The organism is Aquisalimonas asiatica (assembly GCF_900110585.1).
In the GTDB taxonomy this organism is placed as follows: domain Bacteria; phylum Pseudomonadota; class Gammaproteobacteria; order Nitrococcales; family Aquisalimonadaceae; genus Aquisalimonas; species Aquisalimonas asiatica.
Map to the genome: position 1 here is coordinate 520148 of NZ_FOEG01000002.1, position 23785 is coordinate 543932.

At 63.1% G+C, this 23785-nt stretch carries 22 protein-coding genes and 1 pseudogene; 6 read left to right on the plus strand and 17 right to left on the minus strand.

Going from position 1 to position 23785, the window contains the following annotated elements; translation table 11 throughout:
- Nucleotides 1–280: 280 nt before the first annotated feature.
- Complete coding sequence (locus BMZ02_RS07145) at nt 281–1990, minus strand: toxin-antitoxin system YwqK family antitoxin (RefSeq protein WP_139209167.1); 1710 nt, start codon at nt 1988–1990, stop codon at nt 281–283.
- Nucleotides 1932–4238 (minus strand): hypothetical protein, encoded by a 2307-nt coding sequence (locus tag BMZ02_RS07150; RefSeq protein ID WP_091641379.1) that lies wholly within the window; start codon nt 4236–4238, stop codon nt 1932–1934. The genes BMZ02_RS07145 and BMZ02_RS07150 overlap by 59 nt, the downstream gene beginning before the upstream one ends.
- 263 nt (nt 4239–4501) lie before the next feature.
- Here BMZ02_RS07150 and BMZ02_RS07155 point away from each other — a divergent pair, with 263 nt between their 5' ends.
- Nucleotides 4502–4975 carry a hypothetical protein gene (locus BMZ02_RS07155; protein ID WP_091641382.1) on the plus strand — a complete coding sequence of 158 codons (474 nt, stop codon included), beginning with the start codon at nt 4502–4504 and terminating at the stop codon, nt 4973–4975.
- A gap of 185 nt (nt 4976–5160) precedes the next feature.
- Here BMZ02_RS07155 and mgtE read toward each other — a convergent pair whose 3' ends face one another.
- The 5 genes and pseudogenes from mgtE to BMZ02_RS07180 form a co-directional block, all read right to left on the minus strand.
- Nucleotides 5161–6510 carry a magnesium transporter gene (mgtE, locus tag BMZ02_RS07160; protein WP_091641385.1) on the minus strand — a complete coding sequence of 450 codons (1350 nt, stop codon included), beginning with the start codon at nt 6508–6510 and terminating at the stop codon, nt 5161–5163.
- A 94-nt stretch (nt 6511–6604) separates the two neighbouring features.
- On the minus strand, nt 6605–7972 hold the full coding sequence (locus BMZ02_RS07165; protein ID WP_091641387.1) for a magnesium transporter: 1368 nt from the start codon (nt 7970–7972) through the stop codon (nt 6605–6607).
- A complete protein-coding gene (locus BMZ02_RS07170; RefSeq protein ID WP_091641390.1) occupies nt 7969–8727 on the minus strand; it encodes an MgtC/SapB family protein in 759 nt (252 codons plus the stop codon). Before BMZ02_RS07170 ends, BMZ02_RS07165 begins: the two co-directional genes overlap by 4 nt.
- 141 nt (nt 8728–8868) lie before the next feature.
- Nucleotides 8869–9537, minus strand: a complete 669-nt coding sequence (locus BMZ02_RS07175) for a TorF family putative porin (protein WP_091641393.1) — start codon at nt 9535–9537, stop codon at nt 8869–8871.
- Between the two features lie 105 nt (nt 9538–9642).
- Nucleotides 9643–10578: pseudogene (locus BMZ02_RS07180) on the minus strand (magnesium transporter); the annotation flags it as partial.
- A gap of 153 nt (nt 10579–10731) precedes the next feature.
- Between BMZ02_RS07180 and BMZ02_RS18785 the strand changes: the two are divergent.
- Nucleotides 10732–11256 (plus strand): hypothetical protein, encoded by a 525-nt coding sequence (locus tag BMZ02_RS18785; protein ID WP_139209168.1) that lies wholly within the window; start codon nt 10732–10734, stop codon nt 11254–11256.
- Between the two features lie 58 nt (nt 11257–11314).
- Here BMZ02_RS18785 and BMZ02_RS07185 read toward each other — a convergent pair whose 3' ends face one another.
- The 4 genes from BMZ02_RS07185 to BMZ02_RS19390 all read right to left on the minus strand — a co-directional run bounded on the left by BMZ02_RS07185 (nt 11315) and on the right by BMZ02_RS19390 (nt 15534).
- Complete coding sequence (locus BMZ02_RS07185) at nt 11315–11995, minus strand: Fe2+-dependent dioxygenase (protein WP_091641399.1); 681 nt, start codon at nt 11993–11995, stop codon at nt 11315–11317.
- A 7-nt stretch (nt 11996–12002) separates the two neighbouring features.
- On the minus strand, nt 12003–14396 hold the full coding sequence (locus tag BMZ02_RS07190; RefSeq protein WP_245753972.1) for a TonB-dependent receptor: 2394 nt from the start codon (nt 14394–14396) through the stop codon (nt 12003–12005).
- A gap of 178 nt (nt 14397–14574) precedes the next feature.
- Complete coding sequence (locus BMZ02_RS07195) at nt 14575–15027, minus strand: protein-export chaperone SecB (protein WP_091641402.1); 453 nt, start codon at nt 15025–15027, stop codon at nt 14575–14577.
- A 9-nt stretch (nt 15028–15036) separates the two neighbouring features.
- A complete protein-coding gene (locus BMZ02_RS19390) occupies nt 15037–15534 on the minus strand; it encodes a DUF3016 domain-containing protein (RefSeq protein WP_091641404.1) in 498 nt (165 codons plus the stop codon).
- Between the two features lie 322 nt (nt 15535–15856).
- On the opposite strand from BMZ02_RS19390, the gene BMZ02_RS07205 reads away from it, so the two are divergent.
- Together BMZ02_RS07205 and BMZ02_RS07210 are read left to right on the plus strand one after the other, a co-directional pair.
- Nucleotides 15857–16846 carry a DUF6607 family protein gene (locus BMZ02_RS07205; protein ID WP_091641406.1) on the plus strand — a complete coding sequence of 330 codons (990 nt, stop codon included), beginning with the start codon at nt 15857–15859 and terminating at the stop codon, nt 16844–16846.
- A gap of 81 nt (nt 16847–16927) precedes the next feature.
- Nucleotides 16928–17215, plus strand: a complete 288-nt coding sequence (locus BMZ02_RS07210) for a hypothetical protein (RefSeq protein WP_091641409.1) — start codon at nt 16928–16930, stop codon at nt 17213–17215.
- Between the two features lie 13 nt (nt 17216–17228).
- Here the strand turns inward: BMZ02_RS07210 and BMZ02_RS07215 are convergent, their stop codons facing one another.
- Nucleotides 17229–18155, minus strand: a complete 927-nt coding sequence (locus BMZ02_RS07215; protein ID WP_091641412.1) for a LysR family transcriptional regulator — start codon at nt 18153–18155, stop codon at nt 17229–17231.
- Between the two features lie 99 nt (nt 18156–18254).
- Here BMZ02_RS07215 and BMZ02_RS07220 point away from each other — a divergent pair, with 99 nt between their 5' ends.
- Both BMZ02_RS07220 and BMZ02_RS07225 read left to right on the plus strand, forming a co-directional pair.
- Nucleotides 18255–18716 (plus strand): DoxX family protein, encoded by a 462-nt coding sequence (locus tag BMZ02_RS07220; RefSeq protein ID WP_091641414.1) that lies wholly within the window; start codon nt 18255–18257, stop codon nt 18714–18716.
- A gap of 12 nt (nt 18717–18728) precedes the next feature.
- The gene (locus tag BMZ02_RS07225; protein WP_091641417.1) at nt 18729–19733 is read left to right on the plus strand and encodes a glutathione S-transferase family protein; all 1005 of its coding nucleotides are present in this window, start codon (nt 18729–18731) and stop codon (nt 19731–19733) included.
- A gap of 48 nt (nt 19734–19781) precedes the next feature.
- Here the strand turns inward: BMZ02_RS07225 and BMZ02_RS07230 are convergent, their stop codons facing one another.
- The 5 genes from BMZ02_RS07230 to BMZ02_RS07250 all read right to left on the minus strand — a co-directional run bounded on the left by BMZ02_RS07230 (nt 19782) and on the right by BMZ02_RS07250 (nt 23712).
- A complete protein-coding gene (locus BMZ02_RS07230) occupies nt 19782–19988 on the minus strand; it encodes a hypothetical protein (protein ID WP_216110735.1) in 207 nt (68 codons plus the stop codon).
- 76 nt (nt 19989–20064) lie between these two features.
- Nucleotides 20065–20661 carry a DUF2231 domain-containing protein gene (locus tag BMZ02_RS07235; RefSeq protein ID WP_091641420.1) on the minus strand — a complete coding sequence of 199 codons (597 nt, stop codon included), beginning with the start codon at nt 20659–20661 and terminating at the stop codon, nt 20065–20067.
- Between the two features lie 53 nt (nt 20662–20714).
- Entirely contained in the window at nt 20715–21194 is a 480-nt protein-coding gene (locus BMZ02_RS07240; protein ID WP_091641423.1) for a hypothetical protein, read from the minus strand.
- A gap of 2 nt (nt 21195–21196) precedes the next feature.
- A complete protein-coding gene (locus tag BMZ02_RS07245) occupies nt 21197–22414 on the minus strand; it encodes a hypothetical protein (RefSeq protein WP_091641426.1) in 1218 nt (405 codons plus the stop codon).
- Nucleotides 22415–22425: 11 nt separating this feature from the next.
- Nucleotides 22426–23712: a multicopper oxidase family protein gene (locus BMZ02_RS07250; protein ID WP_091641430.1), complete on the minus strand. Its 1287-nt coding sequence runs from the start codon at nt 23710–23712 to the stop codon at nt 22426–22428.
- Nucleotides 23713–23785 lie beyond the last annotated feature (73 nt).

Below are 23785 nucleotides of genomic sequence, written 5' to 3' on the forward strand. Positions count from 1 at the left end.
CTTCTGGCGGGTCAGGCGAAGTCGCATTCACCCGCCCCTTGCACTACCAGGGAGCATTGAACGTGATGCGCGCTCCCTTCTTGGGCAAGCGGCGTTGCTGGATGGATCCCGGGACAAGCGGCACACGCCGCAGGACGATGAACCCTTCGTCACCGACGCGCTGGCGAGAGCGTATCGGTGACGAAGCCGTTTGGACTGTTGCTCGCCGCAACCGGGGAGGTTGCCAGGCGCAGGGGTGTGATACAGCGCAAGAGCCCAGCGCGGGCCGTTGCGGCAGGGTTCAACTCATATCGTCAGGCGATCTCTCTTCAATCACATCACCATCCCGATAGATGCGTACCGAGGAAAGCACGCCCTGGAAATAATAGCGCTCTTCGCCGTGAAGGACGCCGTTCTGATACTCAGCCATTCTCTGTAACGCGCCGTTCTTTTCAAAGGTCAGCTGCCGACCATCATACTGACCTTCCGCGTCATACTGGGCGATCCCGACAACATAGCCCTCATCGGAATACTTGCGCCATTCGCCTACCCGCCGACCTGCGGAGAACTCTCCTTCCATAAACGCCCCATCGCGAGCATAACTCCCCTGGATTCTCCACGGTCCCTCGCGCTGACCTTCGATATACTCTCCCTTCGCGACGAGTTCCTGGTTCCTGTAGCCACGAACCTCTCCATGGCGCTCGCCATGACGATAGTGCTCGAGTAATACCAACTCGTCGTCCGCGTCCAGCTCCCGGCGCTCGCCGTGCAGCCTGCCCTCTTCGTCATAATATTCATGGAGCTGAAGATGGCCTATGTCCTGGTACCACTCCCCCACACGCGTTCCGTGCTTATAGGAACCCGACGCCACAACGTTGCCGTCCCCGTCGACTTCCTCGTACTTGCCGTGATACTGCCCCTCAAAGGATTCCGCCTCGGTGTAGCCGCCATCCCAACGCTCTGTGTAAGAGCGGCCGTGACGTCTTCCGTCCAGGCTTTCACTCCTTTGTATAAGGTCCCCGTTCGCATCGTACCGCTGTCTTAGAGACCATCGACCGTCGTCGCTCCTGGTGATCCGACGACGCACCTGTCCGGACTCGTTGTACTCTTCCGTCACCATTGCCGGTCCATACTCTGAATCGACCGGCTCTTTTATGCGTTCCTTACTTCCATCCTCGTAGTATGTCCGCGCGATCTCCTCATTACCTTCGTCATCGAAGACCGTATAACTCGCCAGATCGCCATTGGCATACCACGTTTTGTGCTCGCCTACCGGAGTGCGCGTATCATACTGGCCACGCGTTCTTATCTGCCCATCATCGAAATACTGTTCCGACAGCCCGTGCAAACGCCCTTCCTGGTAATTTCTCAGCGCCACCAGAACGCCTTCTTCATTCCAGCGCTTTTCCACACCGTCCTTATCGCCATCAACATAATGGCTTTGCATCCGTTGCTGGCCGCTCGGGTAGTAAGCCCTGTACTCACCGTGCCGCTCGTTGTTCTCGACATACTGCTCGCGAAGGAGACTGCCGTCCTCATAATAGTTGACATACAGGCCATGCACCTGGTCGTCCTTATAGGGAGCTTTCCAGCTTACATTGCCGTTCTCGTGATAAGTAATGACAGTTCCCTGATGCAGGCCATTCTCATCCCGGGTCCCCTCCTGGCGCACCTGCCCTGACCGGAAGTAGAGACGATAATCGCCTATCAGCGTACTATCAGCTATATCTGCCTGGTCGAGAAAACTTTCAAAACGTAACTCTCCCGACAGAAAGTTGGCCCGCATCCGGTAACCTTCATCCGTCTCCACGATTTCGTCCAGGACGAAAGAGGCCTCGTCCTCTTCCACGGGCCGCATGTTTTCATCCAGCCATATACTGTCGGCGACCGCTGCGGAAACGGGAAGAACAAGTGCCAACACGATAGCCAATAGTCTCATCATGTCCCCCGGCTCAACCCTGGTGGGGAGCATCAGTTGATGGCAGCGGCGGGAACTGATGCTGCCATTCACGTGTAAAGGCCTCCCCCGAGGCCTGCAGCTTCTCTATCCGGTCCACACGTCCGGCGATACGCAGAAAGCCTTCCTGGGTTACAAACTCGTTCACTGTCAGACGTGTGAAATCCGCCCGTTGCTGCCCATCAAAGTCCGGCGGCGGTACCAGCGTCAAAGCGGCGCCCGTTCCGTCCAGAAAACGGTAACGACGCAGGAAATCCGCCAACAGCATATCCCCATAGGCCTCCGCCCAGTCATCCCCCAGTAACTCGGCCACCTCTACCAGCCAGCTATGCTCACCCAGGTCCAGATGCAACGTTTCCCATTCCGGTTCACCGTCACACACCATACTGAGCGCCACTTCATGCTCGTAGAAGAACTCCCGCACCCCGTCCTCGGTCGTCAACTGGTACACCACCTCCTGGGGTAGCGACAACTCCCGCTGCACGTATTGCCCACGAGGGTCATTCTCCCGCCAGGTAAGCGCCCGTCCTGCTTCCTTGGTCCCCGACGCCTGTTCCAGCTCGCACAACGCAGCCTGTTCCTGAGTGAGCGTCAGATACAGTTGCGGGCGGCCAAAACTAACCGGCTCCACCTCATCAATGCTGTCAACCTGAAACTCGAGCCCCTGGTGCGAGGGCATCGCATAATCCGGATACTCAAAAAACAGGTACGTACTGGACATGGGCTCCAGCTCGATATTGCTTAATGCGGCATCGGGGTCATAGAAACGCACCTTACTTTCGTCCATAGGCTCATCCCCTATGAGATGAGTCATCAAGCGGATCGCATCAGGGCGCTCGTCTTCGAAATAAAGTGTATGCGTTCTGGGGTAGTACCCCTGCCGTATCACCTCAAGCAGACCGCGCTCCCGGCCATCCAGCCATGCAGGCGTGTTCTCGGCGCGATCATACTCGACAATACCGTCACTCGGGCCATCAATGGCTGCTCCGAAATAAGCGTTTTCGCTATGCGCCAGCTTGAGCCGGTAGACGCCATCTTCCTCGGTGGGCGTGAGCACCGCACGCGCGCCATGATGTTCCAGGACGGTTTCATTCTCCTCTACGAGCAGGTCCACTACCTCGTGCGTGACCGGGAAACGTTTCACGGTCCCCTCAATTGCCCCTAACTGTTCCAGCTTCTTTGCCGTATCGCTCCAGCCCAGCGGGTATACATCCACATGCGTCCGCATGGGCTCACCGTCACCGAAATTAAACGAGAAGGCACTCAGTCCATGCAGCGTGATATCCAAAGCATCGCCATTCTTATCCAGCGCCTGGAAATCACTTATTTCGATATGCCCCAGGCTATTGCTATCAAACACATCGTGTACGTACTCTAGGGTCAGTCTGCTGTCGAAATAATCGATGTTTCCGCTGCGGGTCGGGAACACTTTCTCCACATCGGCCATCTCCATGTCATCCAGGGAATCTGGCTGAGCCGAAGTGTCGATGGGGAACCCCTGTGCGTCGTCCTCGAAGAACTCCAGGTCTTCACCGAACTGCCAGTCGTCAGCCGGAATCACTGTACCGAACATTCTGACATGGCCGTCCGTGTATTCATGCTGCAAAGGCATATCGACAATCAAAGCCGACCGTTTCAACCACCCCGTTTCACGCTCTAACAGCATATAACCGTAAAGCTTGACCTCCTCATTTTCCCCCTGCATGGTCAGAGTCACGGCGTCATCATGCAGCTCTTTCACCGTCAGAGTGACATCAGGGGAAACATCATCGTCGGAAGGGATCTCATGGGTGGCGCCTACCTCCAACAGAATGCCGCTGGGATAGCCAGGACGACTGATTTCGTCCTGCAGTAGCTCGCCGATGGGATCAAATCCATCGTCTTCCAGGCGGTCTATATGGTGATGAATAATGAAATCGCTGGGTTCACCACTTTGTTTATCCACGACCATGGTGAAACCGCTTTCCATCAAGGAGTGCAGCTCTTCCTGCCCGTAACTGGGTTCATCCGTACTACTGAACCCGCCACTGCCACGGCGGAAACGCGTCCGTAGATAACGGGGCTGCATCAATATATCGTAGGTAGACGATGCCTCTTCGACGTCGTAGTCCATGAACATATGGCTACGCACGCGCTCCGAGTTGCTTCCATACGAGCTGGTTGCCTCAATAGAGATCTCGCTAAACATCTGATAACGACGATTTTCGCCATCATCAGGCTTGAACTGCAGAGTTTCCGGCTGTTCCGAGCAGGCAAAGAGGGCCAGAGAACAGACCATCACGAGGGGGAGTCGCTGGGGCATCTGCTTGTTTCCTTACAACGCCGGGGGAGTCCATTAAGGTTGGCGTAGAATACGTCGACTAGGAATCATTCTCAACGGGGAGTTGATCAGCTTCGCCCCGCGCTGCACTCCATTGATGATAAGTCACTGCCTGCCCTGGCTATTTTCATGGCATCAGGACAGTCGGTTGAAGTGGAGCCACGCTCACGCGGATACTTCCTGGAACAACGGTTCGACCTGGATGCGGCGAAGGCGACCATTCTGACTCGGTAAGGAGCCGGTTGATGGGTCTGCGGCGACGACTGTTCATGGCTATTTTCGTAGGGCTGTTGCTTGCGGGTTGTGCGAATGAGTCGGATGATGATTTCTTTGTACAGCCTGAGTGGGCGGGTTACCTGGAGCGGGCACCCGCTGATCTCGGCTTTGAACCGGCGGTGACCGACTGGGAACACACCCCGGCCCTGGAGACCAGGCCCAGCGGGTGCACCGACCCGCGGGAAACCACTGAAGCCTGGGCGGCTTCCCATGGTCTGATTGAGTCGGAAGAATCCGACGACCTGACCATCAACGTTCGCATCCGGCACGATCAGGACACCGCCACCGGCCTGGTCCAGCGGTGGGGTTTTAAGGACGACGCCGTCGCCGGCACGGATCACCAACTTACCCTGGAAGAAACAAACGGCTGCTGGCAACCCACGAGGGTGGAAACCCGGCACTATTGCCGGCGGGGGAGAACCGAGGGGAATCTCTGCCTTTGAGGCAGTGACGCGGGACAGGCATTTCACCCCACGACGTTCATGGACCGGGTGTCACGCCAGCGCATAACCAGTCACTGCAACGGATGCCGATTCCGCTCCATGGTCACCGGTGAGTTCGGGGATCGAAGTGGAGCCGGTGTACCGGCTCCACTTCGCTGTCATGAACGCCTTTCTGCCACGCCTGGTTAGCCCGGAAGCGTGAGGAACGCCGTGGCGATGGAGAAGTAGATCAGGATGCCGAAGAAGTCGGCGATCGAGGTGATCAGCGGCGCACTGGCGGCGGCCGGGTCCAGGTTGAACCGGGCCAGCCCGAATGGCAGTAGCATGCCGATCATGCTGCCCATGATCACGACGCAGAGCATGGCCAGGGAAACGATCAGCGCGAGCTCGGTGCCGCCGCGCCACAGTCCGAGGACTGAAACGGCAAGCGCCATGGTCGCGCCCAGCCCGATGGCCACACCCAGCTCCTTGCCCCACAACCGCAGCCAGTCCTTCATGCGCACGTCACCGGTGGCAAGCGCACGCACCATCAGGGTGGCGGACTGAGAGCCGGCATTGCCGCCGGAGTCCACGATCAGGGGCAGGAAGAACACCAGCGCCACCACCGCCTCGATGGTCTCCTCGAAGTAGGCAATGGCCGTGCCGCCGAAGACGTTGGCGAACACCAGCAGCACCAGCCAGCCCACCCGCTTGCGATACAGCAGCGACGGTCGCGCGTCCTTGAGGCTGTAGTTCAGGGCACTGACACTGGCCATCTTGTGGAAGTCCTCGGTAGCCTCCTCTTCCACCACGTCGATGACGTCATCCACGGTCACGATACCCAGCATCACCCCGGTGTGGTCCACCACGGGGAGCACTTCCAGGTCGTAGTGCTTCATCAGCCGCGCGGCTTCCTCCCGGTCCTCGGAGACCACCACGCTGACAGGATCCTCCCGCATGACTTCCTCGATGCGCCGCCCGGGATCACCGAGCACGAAGTCCTGCAGGCGTACCCGCCCGAGCAGGGCGCCGCGGGTATCGACCACGAAGACGACATTGACCGTCTCTCCCGCAGTGCTGTGCTCGCGCACATGCTTCAGGGCGTGCTCCACCGTCCAGCCTGCCCGTACCGTCAGGAAGCTGGGCGTCATGATGCGCCCGGCGCTCTCCTCGGGGTAACCGAGCAGGCGCAGCGCCTCCTTGACGTTCTCCGGCGAGAGCAGTCGCAGCATGCTCTGGAGATCGTCCGGCTCCAGCCGCTCGAGCACGGCGGTACGGTCGTCGGGCAGGAGGTGGTAGAGGATGAAGCGCCCGTCCTCGTCGTCCAGCTCCTTGAGGATGCCGAGCTGGGTGGCCGGTGACGCGTACGCGAACACCGATGGACGGCGATCCTGCGGCAGGCGCTGCAGGAGGCCAGTTGCCTCGCCGGATTCCAGCTCGGTCAACGCCTCTGCGATGTCCTGGACAGCCATCAGCTCCAGGTGGCTGTCCAGGGCATCCCAGTGCTCACCGCGGTACAGCGAAATGGTTTGCTCGATCAGTTCTGTTTTCTCCATCTGGAGTCCTCCCCTTTGGATTGATGGGAATCGGTTCGTGATGCCTGTTCGTCCTTCCCTCGTTGTCCGGCCTGACGTCGCGAGGCCCCGGTGCCTACCCTACCCCCAACGCGGACATGCCTACGAGCGCCAGCAGGAACAGGCCGAGCGCGAGCACATCTGCCAGCGTGGTCAGCATGGGCGTGCCCGCGAACGCCGGATCCAGGCCCAGCCGGCGCAGCAGTAGTGGCGCGCCGGCGCCGACGAGGCCGCCGGCAGCGGCGCACAGCGGCACAAGAATGCCCGCCAGCAACGCGAGGCCACTGCCTCCCAGCCAGAAGGCTGCCGGCACAACGACGCCAAGTAGCGTCGCCCCGAGCGCGACAGTGATCGCCAGCTCCTGGCGCAGCCCGGCGAACCAGGCCCGGGCGCCTGCAGGAACCGGCGTGCGCAGATGCAAAGCGGCGGTTTGTATGGCCACGTTGCCCGCGACCGCAAGGATGACGGGCAGCAGGAACAGGCTGTACACGAACGCCTGCAGGTATGGCAGGGCGACGGCCAGCAGTCCTGCCCCCGCGAGCCCGATCAGGCCACAGCCAAGGAGCACGCCGACGCGGCTGCGGGCCATCGCGACACTGTCGGCCATGCGCACGGAGGCGACTGCGGGCCACACACCGCCGAAATGATGAAACGAGCGCGTCGTCAGCGCTTCCATGACGTCCAGGGCGTCGTCACTGGTGATCAGCCCGAGCAGGCGGCCGTTGTCGTCAAGCACCGGCAGCACGAGCATATCGTAGTGCTTGAGGAGTCGCGCCGCCTCCTCGCAGGACGCGTCGGCGGAGACGGTCGCCGGCGGCAACGCGGCGAGCGCCGCCAGCGTCGTGTCGTCACCCTCAAGCGCCAGCACCTCCAGTGTCACGAGGCCGGCAAACGCCCCGTCAGCGGCGGATACCGCCAGGGTTTCCACGGTTTCTGCGCGGCCTGCCATGTCACGGATCAGCCGTCGCGCCTCCCCCACGGTGCGATCCCGGCGGAGACGAATCACCTCCGTGGTCATCAGGCGCCCGGCGGTCCCGGGGGCATGGCGCAGAAGGCGTCGAACGTGGGCACGGCGCCGTTTGTCCAGCAGCTGCATGCTGCGGGCGCGTTCCGGGGCGTCCAGGCGTGCGATGAAGAACGCCAGATCATCGGCGGGCAAGCGGGCCAACAGCGCCTCCCGTTCCTGCGGCGTCAATTCACCGAACAGGCGCTCGCGCTGTTGCTGGTGGAGGTAGGAGAACACCTCGGCGCCGTGGTCTACCGGCAGCACCTTGTAAAGGAACACCCAGTCCACCTCCGGGACGTCGGCGAAGACCGAGGCAACATCCGCCGGCGGCAGCGGCTCGACCAACTCTGCCAACCTGCGCCAGTCCCGGCGCTCGAGTAGCGCGCGCAGCGCCACCGCCGTGCCGTCACGCCCCCAGCCGCCCCATACACGACTCATTTCCGCTCCACCTCGCGGCTGAGCACGTTCTGGGCTGGAACCTGGTTCTCTCCCAGGAAGCGCCAGCTCACCTCGTTCACCGAGTCCTCAAGGCTGAGGCGGCTGACAAGACGCTCCATTGCCGCGCTGTTTTCACCGACACCGACCAGCTCCGCCTCGGTCTCCACGCGGTCCTCCGCCTGCTCGGCACTGTGCAGGGAGCGGATGGTCAGCGGCCCCTGATCCATGGTCTGCATGAGGAGTGCGCGGATATGCGCCTTGTCGGCGGGCGGGCACACGACGCGCAGGCTGTAAACCCCCTCGAACTCCGTCTGCTCGTCGACCGGCTCCCGGTTCAGGCGCGACGCCAGGGGCCGCAACACGGTATTGGCCGCCACCACGGTGAGCGCCACCAGGGTGCCTTCGACGAAGAACGACGACCCGACCAGGACGCCGACGGCGGCCGAGCACCACAACGTGGCCGCGGTATTCAGGCCGCGTACGTTGAACCCGTCACGCATGATGACGCCCGCACACAGGAACCCGATCCCGGAGACCACCTGAGCCGCCACGCGGGTGGGGCTGATCTCATCGGGCATCATGATGCCGAGAATCACGAACGCGCAGGAACCCAGCGCCACGAGCGCATTGGTACGCAACCCGGCCATGCGCTGGCGCCGCTGGCGCTCGTAGCCGATCAGGGCCCCCAGCACCACGGCTGTTACCAGCTGAGAAGCCGTGAAGAGATGTGGCGCCGCCGAGTCGAGAACATCCATTGCCATGCCTCCACAGCGGGGGAGCACCGATGCGCTGCCCGCAGCGTAGCTCGGCACTATGGCGTTACCGTGACAGAAACGCCCCGAGGGTGCACACCCCCGGAGCGCGCGCTTGGGGACGCCTGCCCCTGACTGCCTCGATCAGAAGCTGGTGCTGAAACCGGCGACGAACAGGTTCTGGGCGTCGCTCTCGTCGCGGGAGGCGTAGGTGAGCGAGATCGTGCCCTGGTCCATCTCACGGCTCATGCCCAGCTCCCAGAACGCAGTGCCGCTCTCGTCGTCCGGGTCGTCATACCCCACCGCGCCGTCCACGCTGACCCCGGGCATGAACTCGTGGCCCGCACCGATGGCATAGACCACACTGCCCTCGGCATCGCGATCATGGGCATTGGTGATGTAGCCGACCTCCGCAGACACGGGGCCGACCGAGGCGCCGAGAATGGCTTCGCCCTCGTAGGTTGCGCCCGAGACGTCCGGCGTGGCGATGTACTCGTAGGCCAGTTCCAGATCCACCGGGCCGGCAGCGAACCCGTATCCCACGAACGGTACGATCTCGTGCCCGTGGAACTCATCACCCGAGTCGTTACTCAGGTTGGAAATCGCCGTGCCGGCGAAGAAACCGGTGTGGTGGCTGTGCTCGAACGCACCCTGCACCACGGCGTTGTTGCCGGAGCGGGACTCGCCGTTGTCGATGTAGTCGCTGAACACCCCGACGCTGAACTCGCCCTGGGCGCTGGCCACACCGCTGAAGCCCAGAAACAGGGCTGCGGCGGTGCAGTTGGTGATGGCATTCTGATTCTTCTGGATCATGGTGTTGTCCTCTGATTCGAAACGTTCAGGGATCCAACCATGACCTGGGCACCGGGGCCCGATGGCCAGGTCATGGCGGATGACGTCATTCGCGGATGGTACGCGTCAAAGGGTGACCGGCAGCAACCACGCCGCCGTCATGAAGTACACGGCGAGCCCGCTGAAGTCCTTGATGGTGGTGATGAACGGATCCGCGCCCGGTGCGTGGTCCACACCCAGCTTCAGCAACAGCCACGGCAGCAGGAAGCCGAGCAGGCACGCGGTGGTGATGGCGAACATCAGCGAGATACCCACAACCACCCCGAGCATGGGGATGTCGTTGGGCGCACCCTGCCAGGCCCAGGCGATGATCCCGCCCAGCGTGGCAAGCACCAGACCCATGCAGACGGCGACCTTGAGCTCCCGCACCATGTGCACACGGAAGAACTGCTTGAGGTCGATGTGGCCGAGGGCCAGGCCGCGCGCGAAGATCGTTGTGGACTGGGTGCCCACGTTGCCGCCCATGTCCATGATCACCGGGATGAAGATCGCCAGCGCCACGAGGGCCTCCAGCGCGCCCTCGAAGTGATCGATGACGCCGCCCACCATCATGCCACCGGCCAGGGTGACCAGCAGAAACGCCATGCGGACCTTGAGGGTGTACCCGATGGGACCCTGGGTGAGTTTTTCACTGCGCACGGCGTCCTGGTGGTGCAGCACATCACCCACGCCCGCCTTCCAGTACGCATCCTCGGAGGCCTCTTCCTCGAGAATGTCCATGGCATCGTCGAATCGCAGCACACCCACCAGCCGCTGGCTCTCGTTGACCACCGGCAGCAGCGCCAGATCATGCCGCTGGAGAAGCCGCGCCGCCTGCTCGCGGTCCGTCCCGGAGCTCACCCGGACATCGTGCCCCTCCAGGAGCTGATCCACCGTGGTCTCCTCGTCCGCACGCACCAGCGCCCCGAGGCGGACGAATCCGGCATAGCCGCCGCCGTTGCCGTCCACGAACACAACGGATGCGGCGACATCATCCAGGGGATAGGTTTTGACCTTGCGCAGCGTCTCCCCCGCAGTGGCTCCGGTGGGGACCCGGACGAAGGAATCCTTCATCACCCCATCCACGGGCTCATTAACACGAGGCGCCAGGCTCCCGTCCCGGGCCACTTCGTTCAGTACCGTTTCATTAGCCATGATTTTCGCTCCCATTAGGCAATGGATTTCCATGGCCAACGGACACTGCCTTTCTCTGAAAAAACCGCTCCGGATTCTTCAGACAAAAACATCCCGTCAGCCGGTTTGAAAAAACCGCTGTCCAGTCACGGCAACGACACGATCACACGCAAACGCGCGCAATCAGCGACTCTTGCCGCGACGCTTCATTTCTGGGGAGCACCAGGCCATGCGCCGGCCTGGAAGGGATGCCGCGAGCGCGGCAGAGGACTTCAGGCGGGCAGTACGGCCGGGCGCGATCCGCTCACGCGGATATCCCCGGAGTTCCAAGATCGACTACTAGGGTCGTCCATCGGGTTTTTCTGTTACCTCGCTAAATGTTCCTCAAGCGGTGGGGATAGTACTGTTGTTCACTTTTTGGCGCAACCCCCGGATGTCTCTTTTTATTTTCTTATTCTGCAGGGGAAATGGAAGATCAACCGGCCCGCCGTTAGCGAAACCGCTATCAGTTTTCTGACGTTCTATCCGGTGCCGTTGAGCAACGACACCGACGCCTCCGCACCCTGATGCCCAACCGCCTGGCCCGGCGTGCGGGCGAGGCGGTTGGGAGACGGTATGGGTACACCTAGCACTCGGACCAGCGCCGGAGCAGATTGTTGTAGAGGCCCGTGAGGCGAACCACGTCCGAGTCACCCTCCCCGTAACGCTTTCTCAGGGACACCAGTGAGCGGTCCATCTCGAAAAGGTGGCGGCGCTGCTCCTGATCCTTCACCAGACTCTGCATGAACATGTAACAGCCCAATCGCTCCCCGCTGGTCACCGGCCGAACCTCGTGAATGGAACCGGAGGGGTAGACGACCATGCTCCCCGCAGGGAGCTTGATCTGCTGTTGCCCGTACGTGTCCTCAATGGTGAGCTCACCACCTTCATACTCTTCCGGGCCCGACAGGAACAACGTCGCGGAGACGTCCGTACGCAGATAGCTGCCGTCAGGCAACGGCCTCAGCGTACTGTCCGTGTGCAGCCCGTAAGCGTTGGTCTCACCCGTGTATCGGTTGAAGTTCGGCGGCAGAATCTTGAACGGCAGAGCTGCGGTCACGAGCAGCTGACTGCGGTTCAACGCTCGCATGACCGTCTGCCGCAGTTCGGGCAGCGCCGGCGAATCATCCGGGAGCTGGAGGTTGTTCTTTACCTGCCGGGCCTGGGGTCCCGCGCTGATTCCGTGTGCCCAGTCCCCCTGGAGGAGCTGCCCACGCATGTGGGCAAGCTCCTCCTGCGTCAGTACGTTATCGATACAGACAATCATCACGACCTCAGAAATCGTACCGGACGGTGCCAACCACGCTCCGCCCCGGACCGGGGATGCCCTGGGCACCGCCGCTTGCAAGCTGCTGGATGTAGTCCTTGTCGGTCAGGTTGTCGGCGTTGACCCGGAACTGCAGATTGTCGTCAACACGGTAGCGTGCATACGCCTGGAACACCGTATACCCGCCGACTTCCACGTTCGTACGGTCCCCGTTCGCCCGGAGCTCATCCAGCGGCGCGTCCTGCAACCCACTGGTCTGGCTCGACGCCCCGTAGAGCCCGCCACCGAGCGTGAAGGCCGGAGTCAGGTCGTAGCTTCCAAACAGGGAGTATGTGTGCTCAGGGGTATTGCCCAGGGACTGTCCACGCTGGAACGCGTTGTCCCCCCTGCGGACCTCCGAGTCCAGGAACGTGTAGCTCGCATGGACGTTGATCCGCGGCGTAATACGGCCAGATGCCACGAAATCGAAACCCCGAACGCGCTCGCGTCCGCCGAGGATAAGATCCTCATCGTCGTCGGTGATGACGGCATCGGTCTTGTCGGACTGGAAGATCGCCGCGTTCACGGAAATGCCTTCACCGAGCTCCCACTTGGTACCGAGCTCCACCGTCCGGGTCCGCTCCGGGTCTACGTTGAACGTCTCCGGATCGGCAACTTCGGAAGCGCCACCGCCGGCAAGCTGAACCAGGCCGCGATCAAAGCTGGACTGGGTCTCGAACGCGGTTCCGTAGGACGCATAAATGGAACCGTTGGGAGCGGGCTTGTAGACGACCCCGGCCATATAGCTGAACTCCCTGTCCGTGCGGGTAATGTCGTCCTGGTTCTCGCGGCAGCCGTCCTCACTCAGGTCGGCCGAGCACTGCTGAAACTGACCGTCGCCATCGATGTAGCCGATGTCGTGGCCGCGCTCGCTGGCGGTTCCCTCGACCCGGTCCCAGCGCGCACCCAGGTTCAGGTCCCACTGCGGGCTGAAGGAGATGGTATCGAGCACGTACAGGCCCAGTTCGTCCACTTCCAGCTTGTTGGTGGAACGGTCGTAAGGCGCCTGCGGACGCGTCCGATGGCGCGTGGACGGGTTGAACAGATCGACACGCTGTCCGTCCAGGTCGCCGGAGACGTCCGGGCGGCGGCGATTTTCCTGCGAGTAGCGACCGACCTCGAAACCTGCAACCAGGTCATGCCGCAGGCCGGCCGTCTCGAAATCGAAGATGAAATCGGTCTGGTTGACGATGGAGCGGTCTTCCTGATCCCGGGGCTTCATGTCCCCGATCCCGAGCGCACCGTCCAGAGAACCGTCCTCGGTAGTGCGAATGCGGGGCGAACTGGTGACGGAATCGATATCAACGGCGCTGTAGCGGGTCTGGTTCCGCACCTGCACGTTGCGGTTGATGATGTGCTCGACGGCGAGCCCCACTTCCTCAACATCGACGCGCTGGTAGTCATCCCGGTGGCCATAGGAGTTGCTGAAGTCGACGCCACCGGGAATCCGTCCGGTTCCCCCGCCCCGCTCCTCCCGGGTCTCCCGGTCACCGGGGAGTCCCATGTCGGGCACGTTGTCCTGGCGTTGCCGGAGGTAGTCCAGGGTCACCAGGGTGTCGCGCTGGAAACCCCAGGTGTAGGCACCGTAGATGCCGTGCCGATTCTCCTCGCCGAGGTCACGGCCTGGCATATCCGCCGTGTGCGTCATGAGGTTCACGCGAAAGGCGCTGTTGTCATCCAAAGGCTGATTGATGTCGGCCGTTGCCCGGCGGAGGTCGTCCGTGCCCGCGCTCACCTGCACACGGTTCCGTGAAAAGGGCATCGGCTGCTTGGTGACGAAGTTCACGCTCCCGCCGGCCGTGCCACGGCCGCCGTACGTCGAGTTGGGCCCCTTGACGACTTCGATCTGGTCCACATAGAAGGGGTCGCGGAAGTAGTTGCCCAGGTCCCGGACGCCGTTGGTGTTGAGATCGTCCCGGGCATTGAAACCGCGGATCTTGAGATTATCGCCGCCGGGGGGATTGCCCTCACCGGCCTGCAGACTGATACCGGTGACGTTGCGCATGGCATCCTGCACGGATGTGACACCCTGCTCTTCAAGCAGGTCCTGCGGCAGGACGGTTACGATGCGTGGCGTATCGACGAGATCACGCGGATACTTCGGGCTGGACATGCGTTCCGGCTGGAAGTCCACATCAATGGCACCCAGACCTTCGGCTCCAGACTCAGCCTCGTCGGCATGGGCACCGGTCATGGCGCCACCTACCGCAAGCCCGACCATGACACCCACCGGCATCTTCCAGGCACCGGTACCATGCCCCCCATCGGACTGATCCAGGGCGGGCAGCCCCGCCCCCTTGCAGCACGTCGGCTCGTGGGTACCAGACCCGCCCTCGCCGTTGTCGGTTTCAACGTAGATCACTGTCTTACCCTCCGGTGAGTCTCTTCTAAGCAACAGATTGAGTGCCGCCCGAGCAAGGCGGCTCCGTACACGTCGCGACGTCACAACACACGATGTCGCCAGGCTACGACATCACGAAACGGATCACAATAGGAATGATTGTTATTTGCATTACACCAAGAGAGAGGGGGCCGCCAAGTCAGACCCGCGGCACCCGGGGAGGCACCTCAAGCCTCGGCAGACGCCGTCGCTGGAAGAAGACACCGAAATCCACCCGCTCGGGAAGCTCAGGAGTGAAGCCGGCCCGACGGATGGAGGTGTTGGCCGCGTTCGCGGCGTAGGGAAACAGCTGAAAGGGGGAATTGACCTCCAGAACCACGTCCAGGGCGCGCCCCTGAAAGCCGCGGATCAGGAAGAATCCCGCCTGATGCACTTCACAGAGGTAACACGGTCCGGATGACCAATGTCCCTCGACTTGCAGTCGCAATATGACTTCATACGCGGCCTCCCCAAGGTAGGTAACCGTCGTATCAAACGCGAATGTCACCGTTGGCTTGGGGCTCTCCTGATGCGAGGTGCCGTTCACCTCCATGGACAGTGACCGTAGATAGACACAACGGGGACCGAAGAGCTTTACGGGAGGTTCGCTCATGTCACCGGATCAGGGGCTGCATACGGAGCGGCTGACCCATTCCCGGACCATGTGGTGTTCTGCGGGTAGTGGGCGCGCGGACCCACGGATGGCATGCCTCTCGAGGTACTCCCGGTCCGTGAGCGTTTCTGATTCGCTGGCAACAACATGGCCGTGAGCATTCTTCAGGGTCCATTCCACGTCCATGCGCGGCCAATCTGTAGCGGATGCCCGTCGCGTCTGCTCCGGATTGTCATGCAGGGGTTCTCGCCCGCTGAGGCGAAGCCCACTGACAGTGACGCTGAGTGTTTGATCGTGCTCGATACAGTCCGTTGCCGCCTCGCGAATCAAACCTGCCAGAAAATCGACGACCTGCTCCCTGTGCTTCCTGCTCTCACCCGGGTCCGGATCAAGCGCATCCCCCCTGAACTGGACACCCACGTCCTGCGCGACCGCAACGGGAGCCCCCACACCCAGAGCTGCACCAAGAGCCAGGACGCAACACGCACAGGTTTGACGCCCCCACATGGACACCTCCGATTTGATCACGCTACACACGAACACGGGATGGATCGCAAATACGACTTGTTCGCAATACCATCTGATAACGGCCTGCCTGTCAACACCACTGCCTGCTCTCAGTCGGCTTTGAAGGACGGGAGGACGCGGGGCAACCGACACGGCACCCCTCCTGAGTGCATCGGACGATGTATCGGTTTGACTCCTGGAATTGCGAATGCGTCGCAATCGCGTTTAAATCCCACTGAACGGGGTTGCGCTGCATCAAGCGGCCAGCTGTCGGTTGAATGCCGAACGCACCCCACCGACTGCGTACCCAGGAGGCGAGTCAATGATCAGTATTGTTACCTTTCGGCCCAACGCGATTTCGGCGGGCCTGCTCTCTGCCGCACTGCTATCCCCCGCCAACCTGATGGCGGGAGACGGCAACGACCGTCTGGCGGCAATCCAGAACACCGCTGAATCCCAGGAGCGCGACCGGCGTGCCATCCTGGCGATGGCCGGTGAGTACGAGGTGGCGTTCCACTTCCGCGAGACCGTGCCCTTGAAACCCGGTTACGAGCGCCAGGGCGACCAGGACAGTCACGCGACCGAGGTTGTGCTCGTTGTCGAGGACAGCCCGGAGCGGATCGTGCTGCAGCACATCCTTCTGGGTCCGGACGGCGAGCATGTCACCAAGCACTGGCGTCAGGACTGGCATTTCGAAGCACAGGAACGTCTCCAGTTCACCGCCGACCAGACCTGGCAGGTGCGCCCGGTCCCCGAGGATCTCGCCGAGGGCTCCTGGACCCAGTGCGTCTGGGAAGTCAGCGACGCGCCGCGCTACTGCGGCACCGGGCACTGGAATCACCGCTCCGGCGTGTCCACCTGGACGTCCGATCGCACCTGGCGCCCCCTGCCGCGCCGGGAGTACACCGCCCGTAGCGACTACAACGCACTGAATGTCGAGAACCGTCACACGATCACCCCTGATGGATGGACCCACGAACAGGACAACACCAAGGTCCGGCGCGATGGCGAAGCGGTGGATGCCCCCCTGGTAAGGGAGTTCGGGTTCAACGAGTACCGACTCACCGACGGCGTCGATTTCTCACCGGTGTACGACGAATGGGACGCGACCGGCGATTTCTGGGCACAGGTCCGTCAGGCGTGGCAGGAACGGATCGACGCCGAATCGGGAATCCGGCTCACCGACGATAGTGAAGGCATGGCCATCATCCGCCCCCTGTTCGAGCAGGCGGCCACGCACCGCGACAACGAGAAGAGCGTGGACCAGGAGGCCATCGATGCGGTGCTGGAGCGCTGGACGAGTTCACCTTGAGGAAACGCTTGACAGAGAACCTCTCTCCGCGAATGATAATGATTCGCATTCGCGAAACAGGTCAACATTGGAGCAGCACCCATGCCATACCAGGTTATCGCTCAGCTCAACGGAAGAAACCCGGTGCTCCAGATCAAGGATACGTCCTCCAACGAGCTACGCCTTGTCTGGGAGTATCGCAAGCCTTATGAGCCCGAGGATCCCGAAAAAGGCGAACTCCTCGCCGAACTGGAACGCGAGGAGGCCTTGCACGATCTCTTTCATCGCCTGTTCCTGTTGACCGCCGAGCAATACCTGCGTGGCGAACTATCCGAAGAGGACTTGCGTAACCGGCGGCACCGGCCGACCAGACGGGCCACCGACGCCTGACCGGCTCGTTACGTTACCCGCCTGCACCCAGGCGCTCCCGCATGAAATCCCGGAACACGCGAACCCGCGCCGGCGCATCGCGTCCGCCCAGGGTTATGGCGTAAAGCGTGCCTTCGGAGAGACGCCATGCCGGGAGAACGGGCTCCACGACCCCGGCTGCCACGAACGCAGCGGCGACAAGATCAGGCGCAGGCCCGATGCCGCTCCCCGCGGCGGCGATTCGCAGCACACCGGCATAGTCACTCGCCGCAACCACGGACCGGGTGACCACCTGGCTACTGCGCCCCCGGGCGTCGGTCAACGTCCACTGAACAGCGCCGGCGAGCTCCTGCTTGGTTACAAGGTCGTGACGGGCGAGGTCCGGGGGTGCTTCCGGTGCACCGCCACGGGCGCTCAAATAGCCCGGTGAGGCGTACAGCCCGATGCGGAACCGGCCAACCGCCGAGGCCCGGTACCCCATGTCCGGAAGCGCCTCCACGGTGGCGCGCAGAGCCAGGTCGATGCGGTGGGCGGCAAGATCAATGGGGGCGTCCGTTAACAGGAGTTCCACCGTGATCTGCGGATGCAGGGTACGGAAGCGGGCGACCAGTTCGGGCAGAACATCCATGCCGAAGTCCACCGGTGCGGTGATGCGCAGGTGCCCACGCGGCACCGCCTGCGACTGACGGGCACCCTCCGCCGCCTCATCCAGCCAGGTCAGGGCGTCCCTGGCCTTGGCATGAAACGCCAGGCCTTCCTCGGTGGGCGTCACGGCACGGGGCGTGCGAGCCAGCAACCGCACCCCGAGGCGGCGCTCCAGGCGGGACACACGGCGACTCACGGCCCCCTTGGTTTCGCCCGTATGCCGGGCCGCCGCCGAGACCGTCCCGAACTCGGCCACCGCACAGAACGCACGCACATCCTCAAGAGAACCGCCAAGCGTTTCCAGATCGTCAACCATACGTTCCACATTAGCCGTCTTACGCACCAAAGGAAACGCCGTCATCCTTTGCTCCGGTTACCTGAACACACCCGAGAACACGATCTAAGGAGTGAAACCATGACGACGACACCGATCGACCCATCCACCACCACCGTGAGCACCGCCGACAGGCTGGCGTTTCTGGCCTACCCGCTGGTGCGTGTCACCACCGGCCTGCTGCTCATCCCGCACGGCGCCCAGAAGCTGTTCGGCTGGTTCGGCGGCCACGGGCTGACCGGCACCGGAGCCTACTTCGGCGAAACCCTGGGCATGGAGCCCGGCATCCTGTTCGCGCTGCTGGCCGGGCTGGTGGAGTTCTTTGGCGGCCTCGCCCTGGTGCTTGGCATCCTGACACGCCCCGCCGCGCTGGCCGTCGCCGTACTGCTTGCAGTCGCGCTCAGCGTTCACTTGCCTTACGGTTTCTTCTGGACCGAGGGCGGTGTGGAGTATCCGCTGATGTGGCTCGTGCTGGCGATTGCAGTGCTGCTGCGTGGCGGTGGTGAGTTCTCCGTGGACCGGCGCATCGGGCTGCGCTTCTGAGGGGGGAAGGTCATGCCAGGACTTGTCAACGGCCAATGGGTCAAGGGCGACATCGCCGACGGTGAGATCGAGGACGGGGCCTTTCGACGGGAACCAACCCGATTCCACGCATGGATCACGCCCGGTGGTGAGCCCGGCCCCGACGGCCGCCCGGCCTGTCCTGCCGCAGCAGGGCGTTACCAGTTGTTCGTCGCCTACCTGTGCCCCTGGGCGTCGCGCACGCTCATCATGCGCAAGCTGAAGGGCCTGGAGGCACTGATTCCAGTCTCCGTCGCCGACGCCGTGCTCGGCGACGAAGGCTGGACCTACGCCCACCCCGCGGACGCCGGCCCCAGTCTGGGGCCGGTCTCCCGTCACTACCAGCTCTATACCGCCACCGACCCCGGCTACACGGGGAAGGTGTCGGTGCCGGTGCTGTGGGACCGGGACCAGGGGCAGATCGTGAACAACGAGTCCGCCGACATCGTGCGCATCCTGAACACGGCCTTCGACCATCTCACCGGCAATGACCTGGATTTCTACCCGGAACCGCTGCGCGACGAGATCGATGCCTGGAACGCGCTCGTCTACGACAAGGTGAACAACGGCGTCTACCGGGCAGGCTTCGCCAGGGAACAGGCACACTACGACGTGGCCGTCACCGACGTGTTCGACGCCCTTGATCGCCTGGAGGCGCACCTGGCCGAACACCGGTACCTGGCCGGCCACCATCTCACCGAGGCGGACTGGCGGCTGTTCGTCACGCTGGTGCGCTTCGACGCTGCCTACCACGGGGCGTTCAAGTGCAACATCCGGCGGATCGAGGACTACCCCAACCTGGCCAACTACCTGCGCGAGCTCTACCAGTGGCCGGGCGTGCGCGAGACGGTCAACCTGGATCACATCAAAGTGGGGTACTACACCAACCCGGCGATCAACCCGACACTGATCGTGCCCAAGGGGCCGGCCCAGGATCTCGACCGGGCGCACGACCGTGGCCGCCTGACGGGAAGCGGCATATGGCGGCGACAGCACTGAGCCAGACCCGGATCAGGCATGGCGCGGAGCCCGCCGCGCGCCGCGCCGTTACCTGAACGTACGATGCGCCGGCCATTGGGAGAACGCCAGAAAGTAGAGGAAACCGAGGTTCACGAGCGGGATCAGGATCAGCAGGCTGAGCCCGCCCGGGTATCCCGCCTTGCTGCAGATCCGCCAGAACGGGACGACGACGATTGCCGCCATCACGAGCATCCAGACCAGATGCAGCCCAACCATTCCCTCGAACATCGTCATTACTGTATCTCCCGACAAGCCAGTTGATCGTGGTCACCAAGGGCAGTGTGGCTCATCACGGGCGGTACAGACATCCTCAATGGGCATGATCGTCGTTCTCGCCCGGGTCATCATGATCATGACCGTCGTCGCCATGCTCGTCATCGTGCCCGTGGTCATCGTCCTCATGGGCATCGTCGTGATCATGGTCGTGATCGTCGCCGTTGTGCGTGTGACCGTCCGTGTCCGGCAGGGACTGCACGCCGACGCCGTGACCATAGACCAATTCACCGCCGTAATGTCCGGCGACGATCAACGGTGTGGCGGCGATGGCGGCCGCCAGGACGAACGCACCGCCCTCGCGCTGATTCCGCAGCCAGTAGCGCACCGCCCAGATGGCCAGCACCCCGAATGCGGCCGAGGCGATCAGGGCCCAGTTGCGGTGGGTGGTCATGACGGCGTGGGAGGCCGCGTCGTGGGGCACGGTGTTGTAGGCGTACCAGCCGCTGAGCAGCGTCCCGATGGTGAACAGCACGCCCACGGCGAGATTGACCCGGGCGGCCATGCGAACCGTGCGGCCGAACGCCCCGGGAGGGCTGAAATGGGCAACGATGTAGAGCAGCACGGCAACGGAGAACAGCGCCACCGTAAAGTGAACGAAAATCGGGTGCCAGTTGGGCAGTGACTGCAGCATGGCTTCCTCCTTGGGCCCGACCACCCCGCGGGGCGGCCGGGCTAACGGGCGTCTCAGTGATCGTGATGGTCGTGATCACCATGGTCATCATGATCGTCGTGATCATCATGGTCGGCTTCGACGGTCTCGCCACAGCCTTCCCGGGTCTCCCGGTCCACCATCACGTGTGACGCCTCCAGCAGGGCATTACAGCGGGTGTCCGCGTCCACGCGGTCAGCCTGGACATACATGTGGCCGAACTGTGGGACCGGCAGCATTTCGTGGCGCTCATCCGCAGCGTAGGGCTCCGGATTGTCCCGCTCCAGGTAGGACCAGGCACCCTCGCCCTCCTCGGCGTCGTGATCATGGGCATGGTCATCATGGTCGTCGTGGTGATGATCCCCGTGATCCCCGTGATCCCCGTGATCCCCGTGATCCCCGTGATCCCCGTGATCCCCGTGGTCCCCGTGGTCGTGGTCGTTCTCCGCCAGGGCCAGCGGTGAGGCCGCCAGGGCCAGGGCGAACAGCAGTGTTGCCAGTAGATTCCGGTTCATGATCAGTGTCCTCCGAAACTCGGACCCGGCAGCAGCATGTCGTGCTCCAGGTGGATGATGTCGTCGCGCCGACCGACGGACTGGTTGAAGGTGTGGTCGAACTGCATGCTGACGCCGAACTGCACGGTGGTTTCGTGCTCAAGGCCAACGCCGCGGCGCAGGTCACCCTCGTAGCGCTCGTGGGCCACCTGGGCCACGGCATCGATGCCGTTGCCCAGCCGCCAGGCGAAGCTGGGAGCCACCGCGTAGCGGCGGGCATTGTCGAAATCGCCGTAGTCCTGCCCGGCCACGGTCAGCGCCGCCTGCCAGCGCTGCTGCAGGTAGGGCCGGTGACGATAGCGCAGGGAGGCCACGGCGGCCGTGGCATCGCTGCGCACCCGCTGGAGGCCACTCTCGAGGGAACCGTAGTCCTCGCCCTGGCTCCACATGAGCTGGGTGTCCAGGTGCAGGAGCCGCTCCGGGTGGCCGCTGATGTTGAACCCCGCCCCGAGCTGGACCGTGACCAGGTCGCCATCGTCCAGACCATCCCGCTCATCGAAGGGCTGCACGTCCACGGACAGGCCCGCGAAAGTCAGTCCACGGTCGGTATCCATGGTCTCCGGCACCCGGTAGTGCAGGCCCACCGAGCCGCTGTTGAAGCTGCCGTAGCGCGGGTTGTCGGGCGCGCCCTCCGGCCGCGCCAGCGCGGCGGCGGTGATTCCGAGATACGGCGTGAACCACCAGTCGGCCGCCACCTGCTCGCCGTAGAGGTTAAGCGTGTCGCTGTCACCGGCCAGGCGGGCGTTGGGCACGTGGGTGTAGGCGAGCAGATCGTCATCCCGCACCGTGGGGAAGCGCACCAGATTGTTGGGCAGGCCGGTACGCCCGGCGCGGGCCTCCCACTGCCGGCCACCAACGCCGGCGTAGGCCTGGTGCAGGAAGACACTCTCGTTCATCTCGGTATCACCCAGGGCCTTGAAGCCGAACGCGCCGAAACCGTAGTGGTTGTCGTCGTGCAGGTGCTTGGCAAACCCGAGCAGCAGGCTGGAGTCATCGATGTTGACGCCTTCCTCGGAGGTGGCGCCGTCGTCGACACGCTGGAGCTGCTCGAAATCCACGGTCGCCAGGCCGCGCCCGCCGATCACGATCTCCGGCGGCACGTGGGGGTCGATCTCGAACGCACTGGCCGGCAACACCACCGTGAGGAGCGCGCCGGTCATCATCAGGGCATGCTGTTTCATGCGGCACCTCCTCACTGGTTGATGGTGGTGGACGGCACGTAGGGCGGATCGCCCATGTCCTCGTACTCGAGCATGGTGATCATGCCCCCCGGGTAGATGCCGTTGTTGCGGCTGTGAATCTCCTTGTGGTCGTGGAAATCCCAGAACCCCGGGTTGTCGCCGTAGACGATGATGTCCACGGTCTTGCCCGGCGTCACCGGCACCGTGTTGAGCTTGATGGGATACGGCAGCGGGTTGCCGTCCTCGGCCACCTTCCAGAACTGGTGCCCGTGCAGGTGCATGTGGTGGTCCGAGATGCCGCCATTGATGAGCCGGATGCGGATGTACTCCCCCTGGCGGATGCGCAGGTGACCGTGCTCCCCCACCGTGGACGGGTAGGACTTGCCGTTGATGGCGAAGAAGTTGGGCGTGATGGTGCCGCCGGGCGCGTTGCCGCGGGTGTACGGCGGCCGCCAGCCCTCCTCGATGGCCTTGACGAAGTCCTCGTAGCGCTTGAAGAAACCGTGGGTGGCCGCCGACAGCCGCCCGTCGCGCATGAGCTTGTTCACCTGCCCCATGCCTTCGAGCACCTCGTTGATGTGCTCGCGGGTGAATTCGAGATCGAAGCTCTCCAGCACCAGCACGTAGTCCCGCTCGTAGGGGAACTGCTCGCGGATGGGGTCGTTGGGGGAGTCGATGATGAACGCCCCGTGCAGGGCAGACATCATGTGCAGCGGCGTGCCCCAGTGGCAGTGGTAGAAGCGCGTGCCGTGGGGGCGGGCCTGGAAGCGGTAGGTGAATGTCTCCCCCGGGTGCACCGGGTCATGGGACATCATGGGCACGCCATCCATGGTGTAGATGAGATCCACCCCGTGCCAGTGGATGGTGTGCATCTCCTCGGTGTTGTTGGTGACGTTCACCTCGATCCAGTCGTTCTCCTGCACCCGGAACACCGGCCCGGGCACCTGTTCGTTGAAGGCGAACGCCGGGAATTTCACCCCGGGGAGGAGCTCGTGCTCGATCAGGTCGAAGGTCATGTCGAACACCCGGTAATCCACGTCATCGGGCGCGCCGGGGAGGATATGACGATCATGGTCGTGGGCGTGGTCCTCCATGAACATCATGGAGCCCTTGCCCGGCTCGTGCAGGTGCCGGGGTGCCACGCCGAAATCCTCCGGCGAGCGCCCGGAGGCGGCGAAGGGCGCGGCGGCCACCGCACCGCCGGCGAGGGCGCCCGCGGTCTTCAGAAAGCGGCGACGAACGGGATCGGTCGCCGCCCCGCCGGCATCGTCATGCCGGTCATCGTGATTGCTGGACATGCTGTCACCTCGTTGGAACGAATCGGGAATGCGACCGCAGGGCAGCTAGGGCAGCTGCCCGCGCGGCCACGCA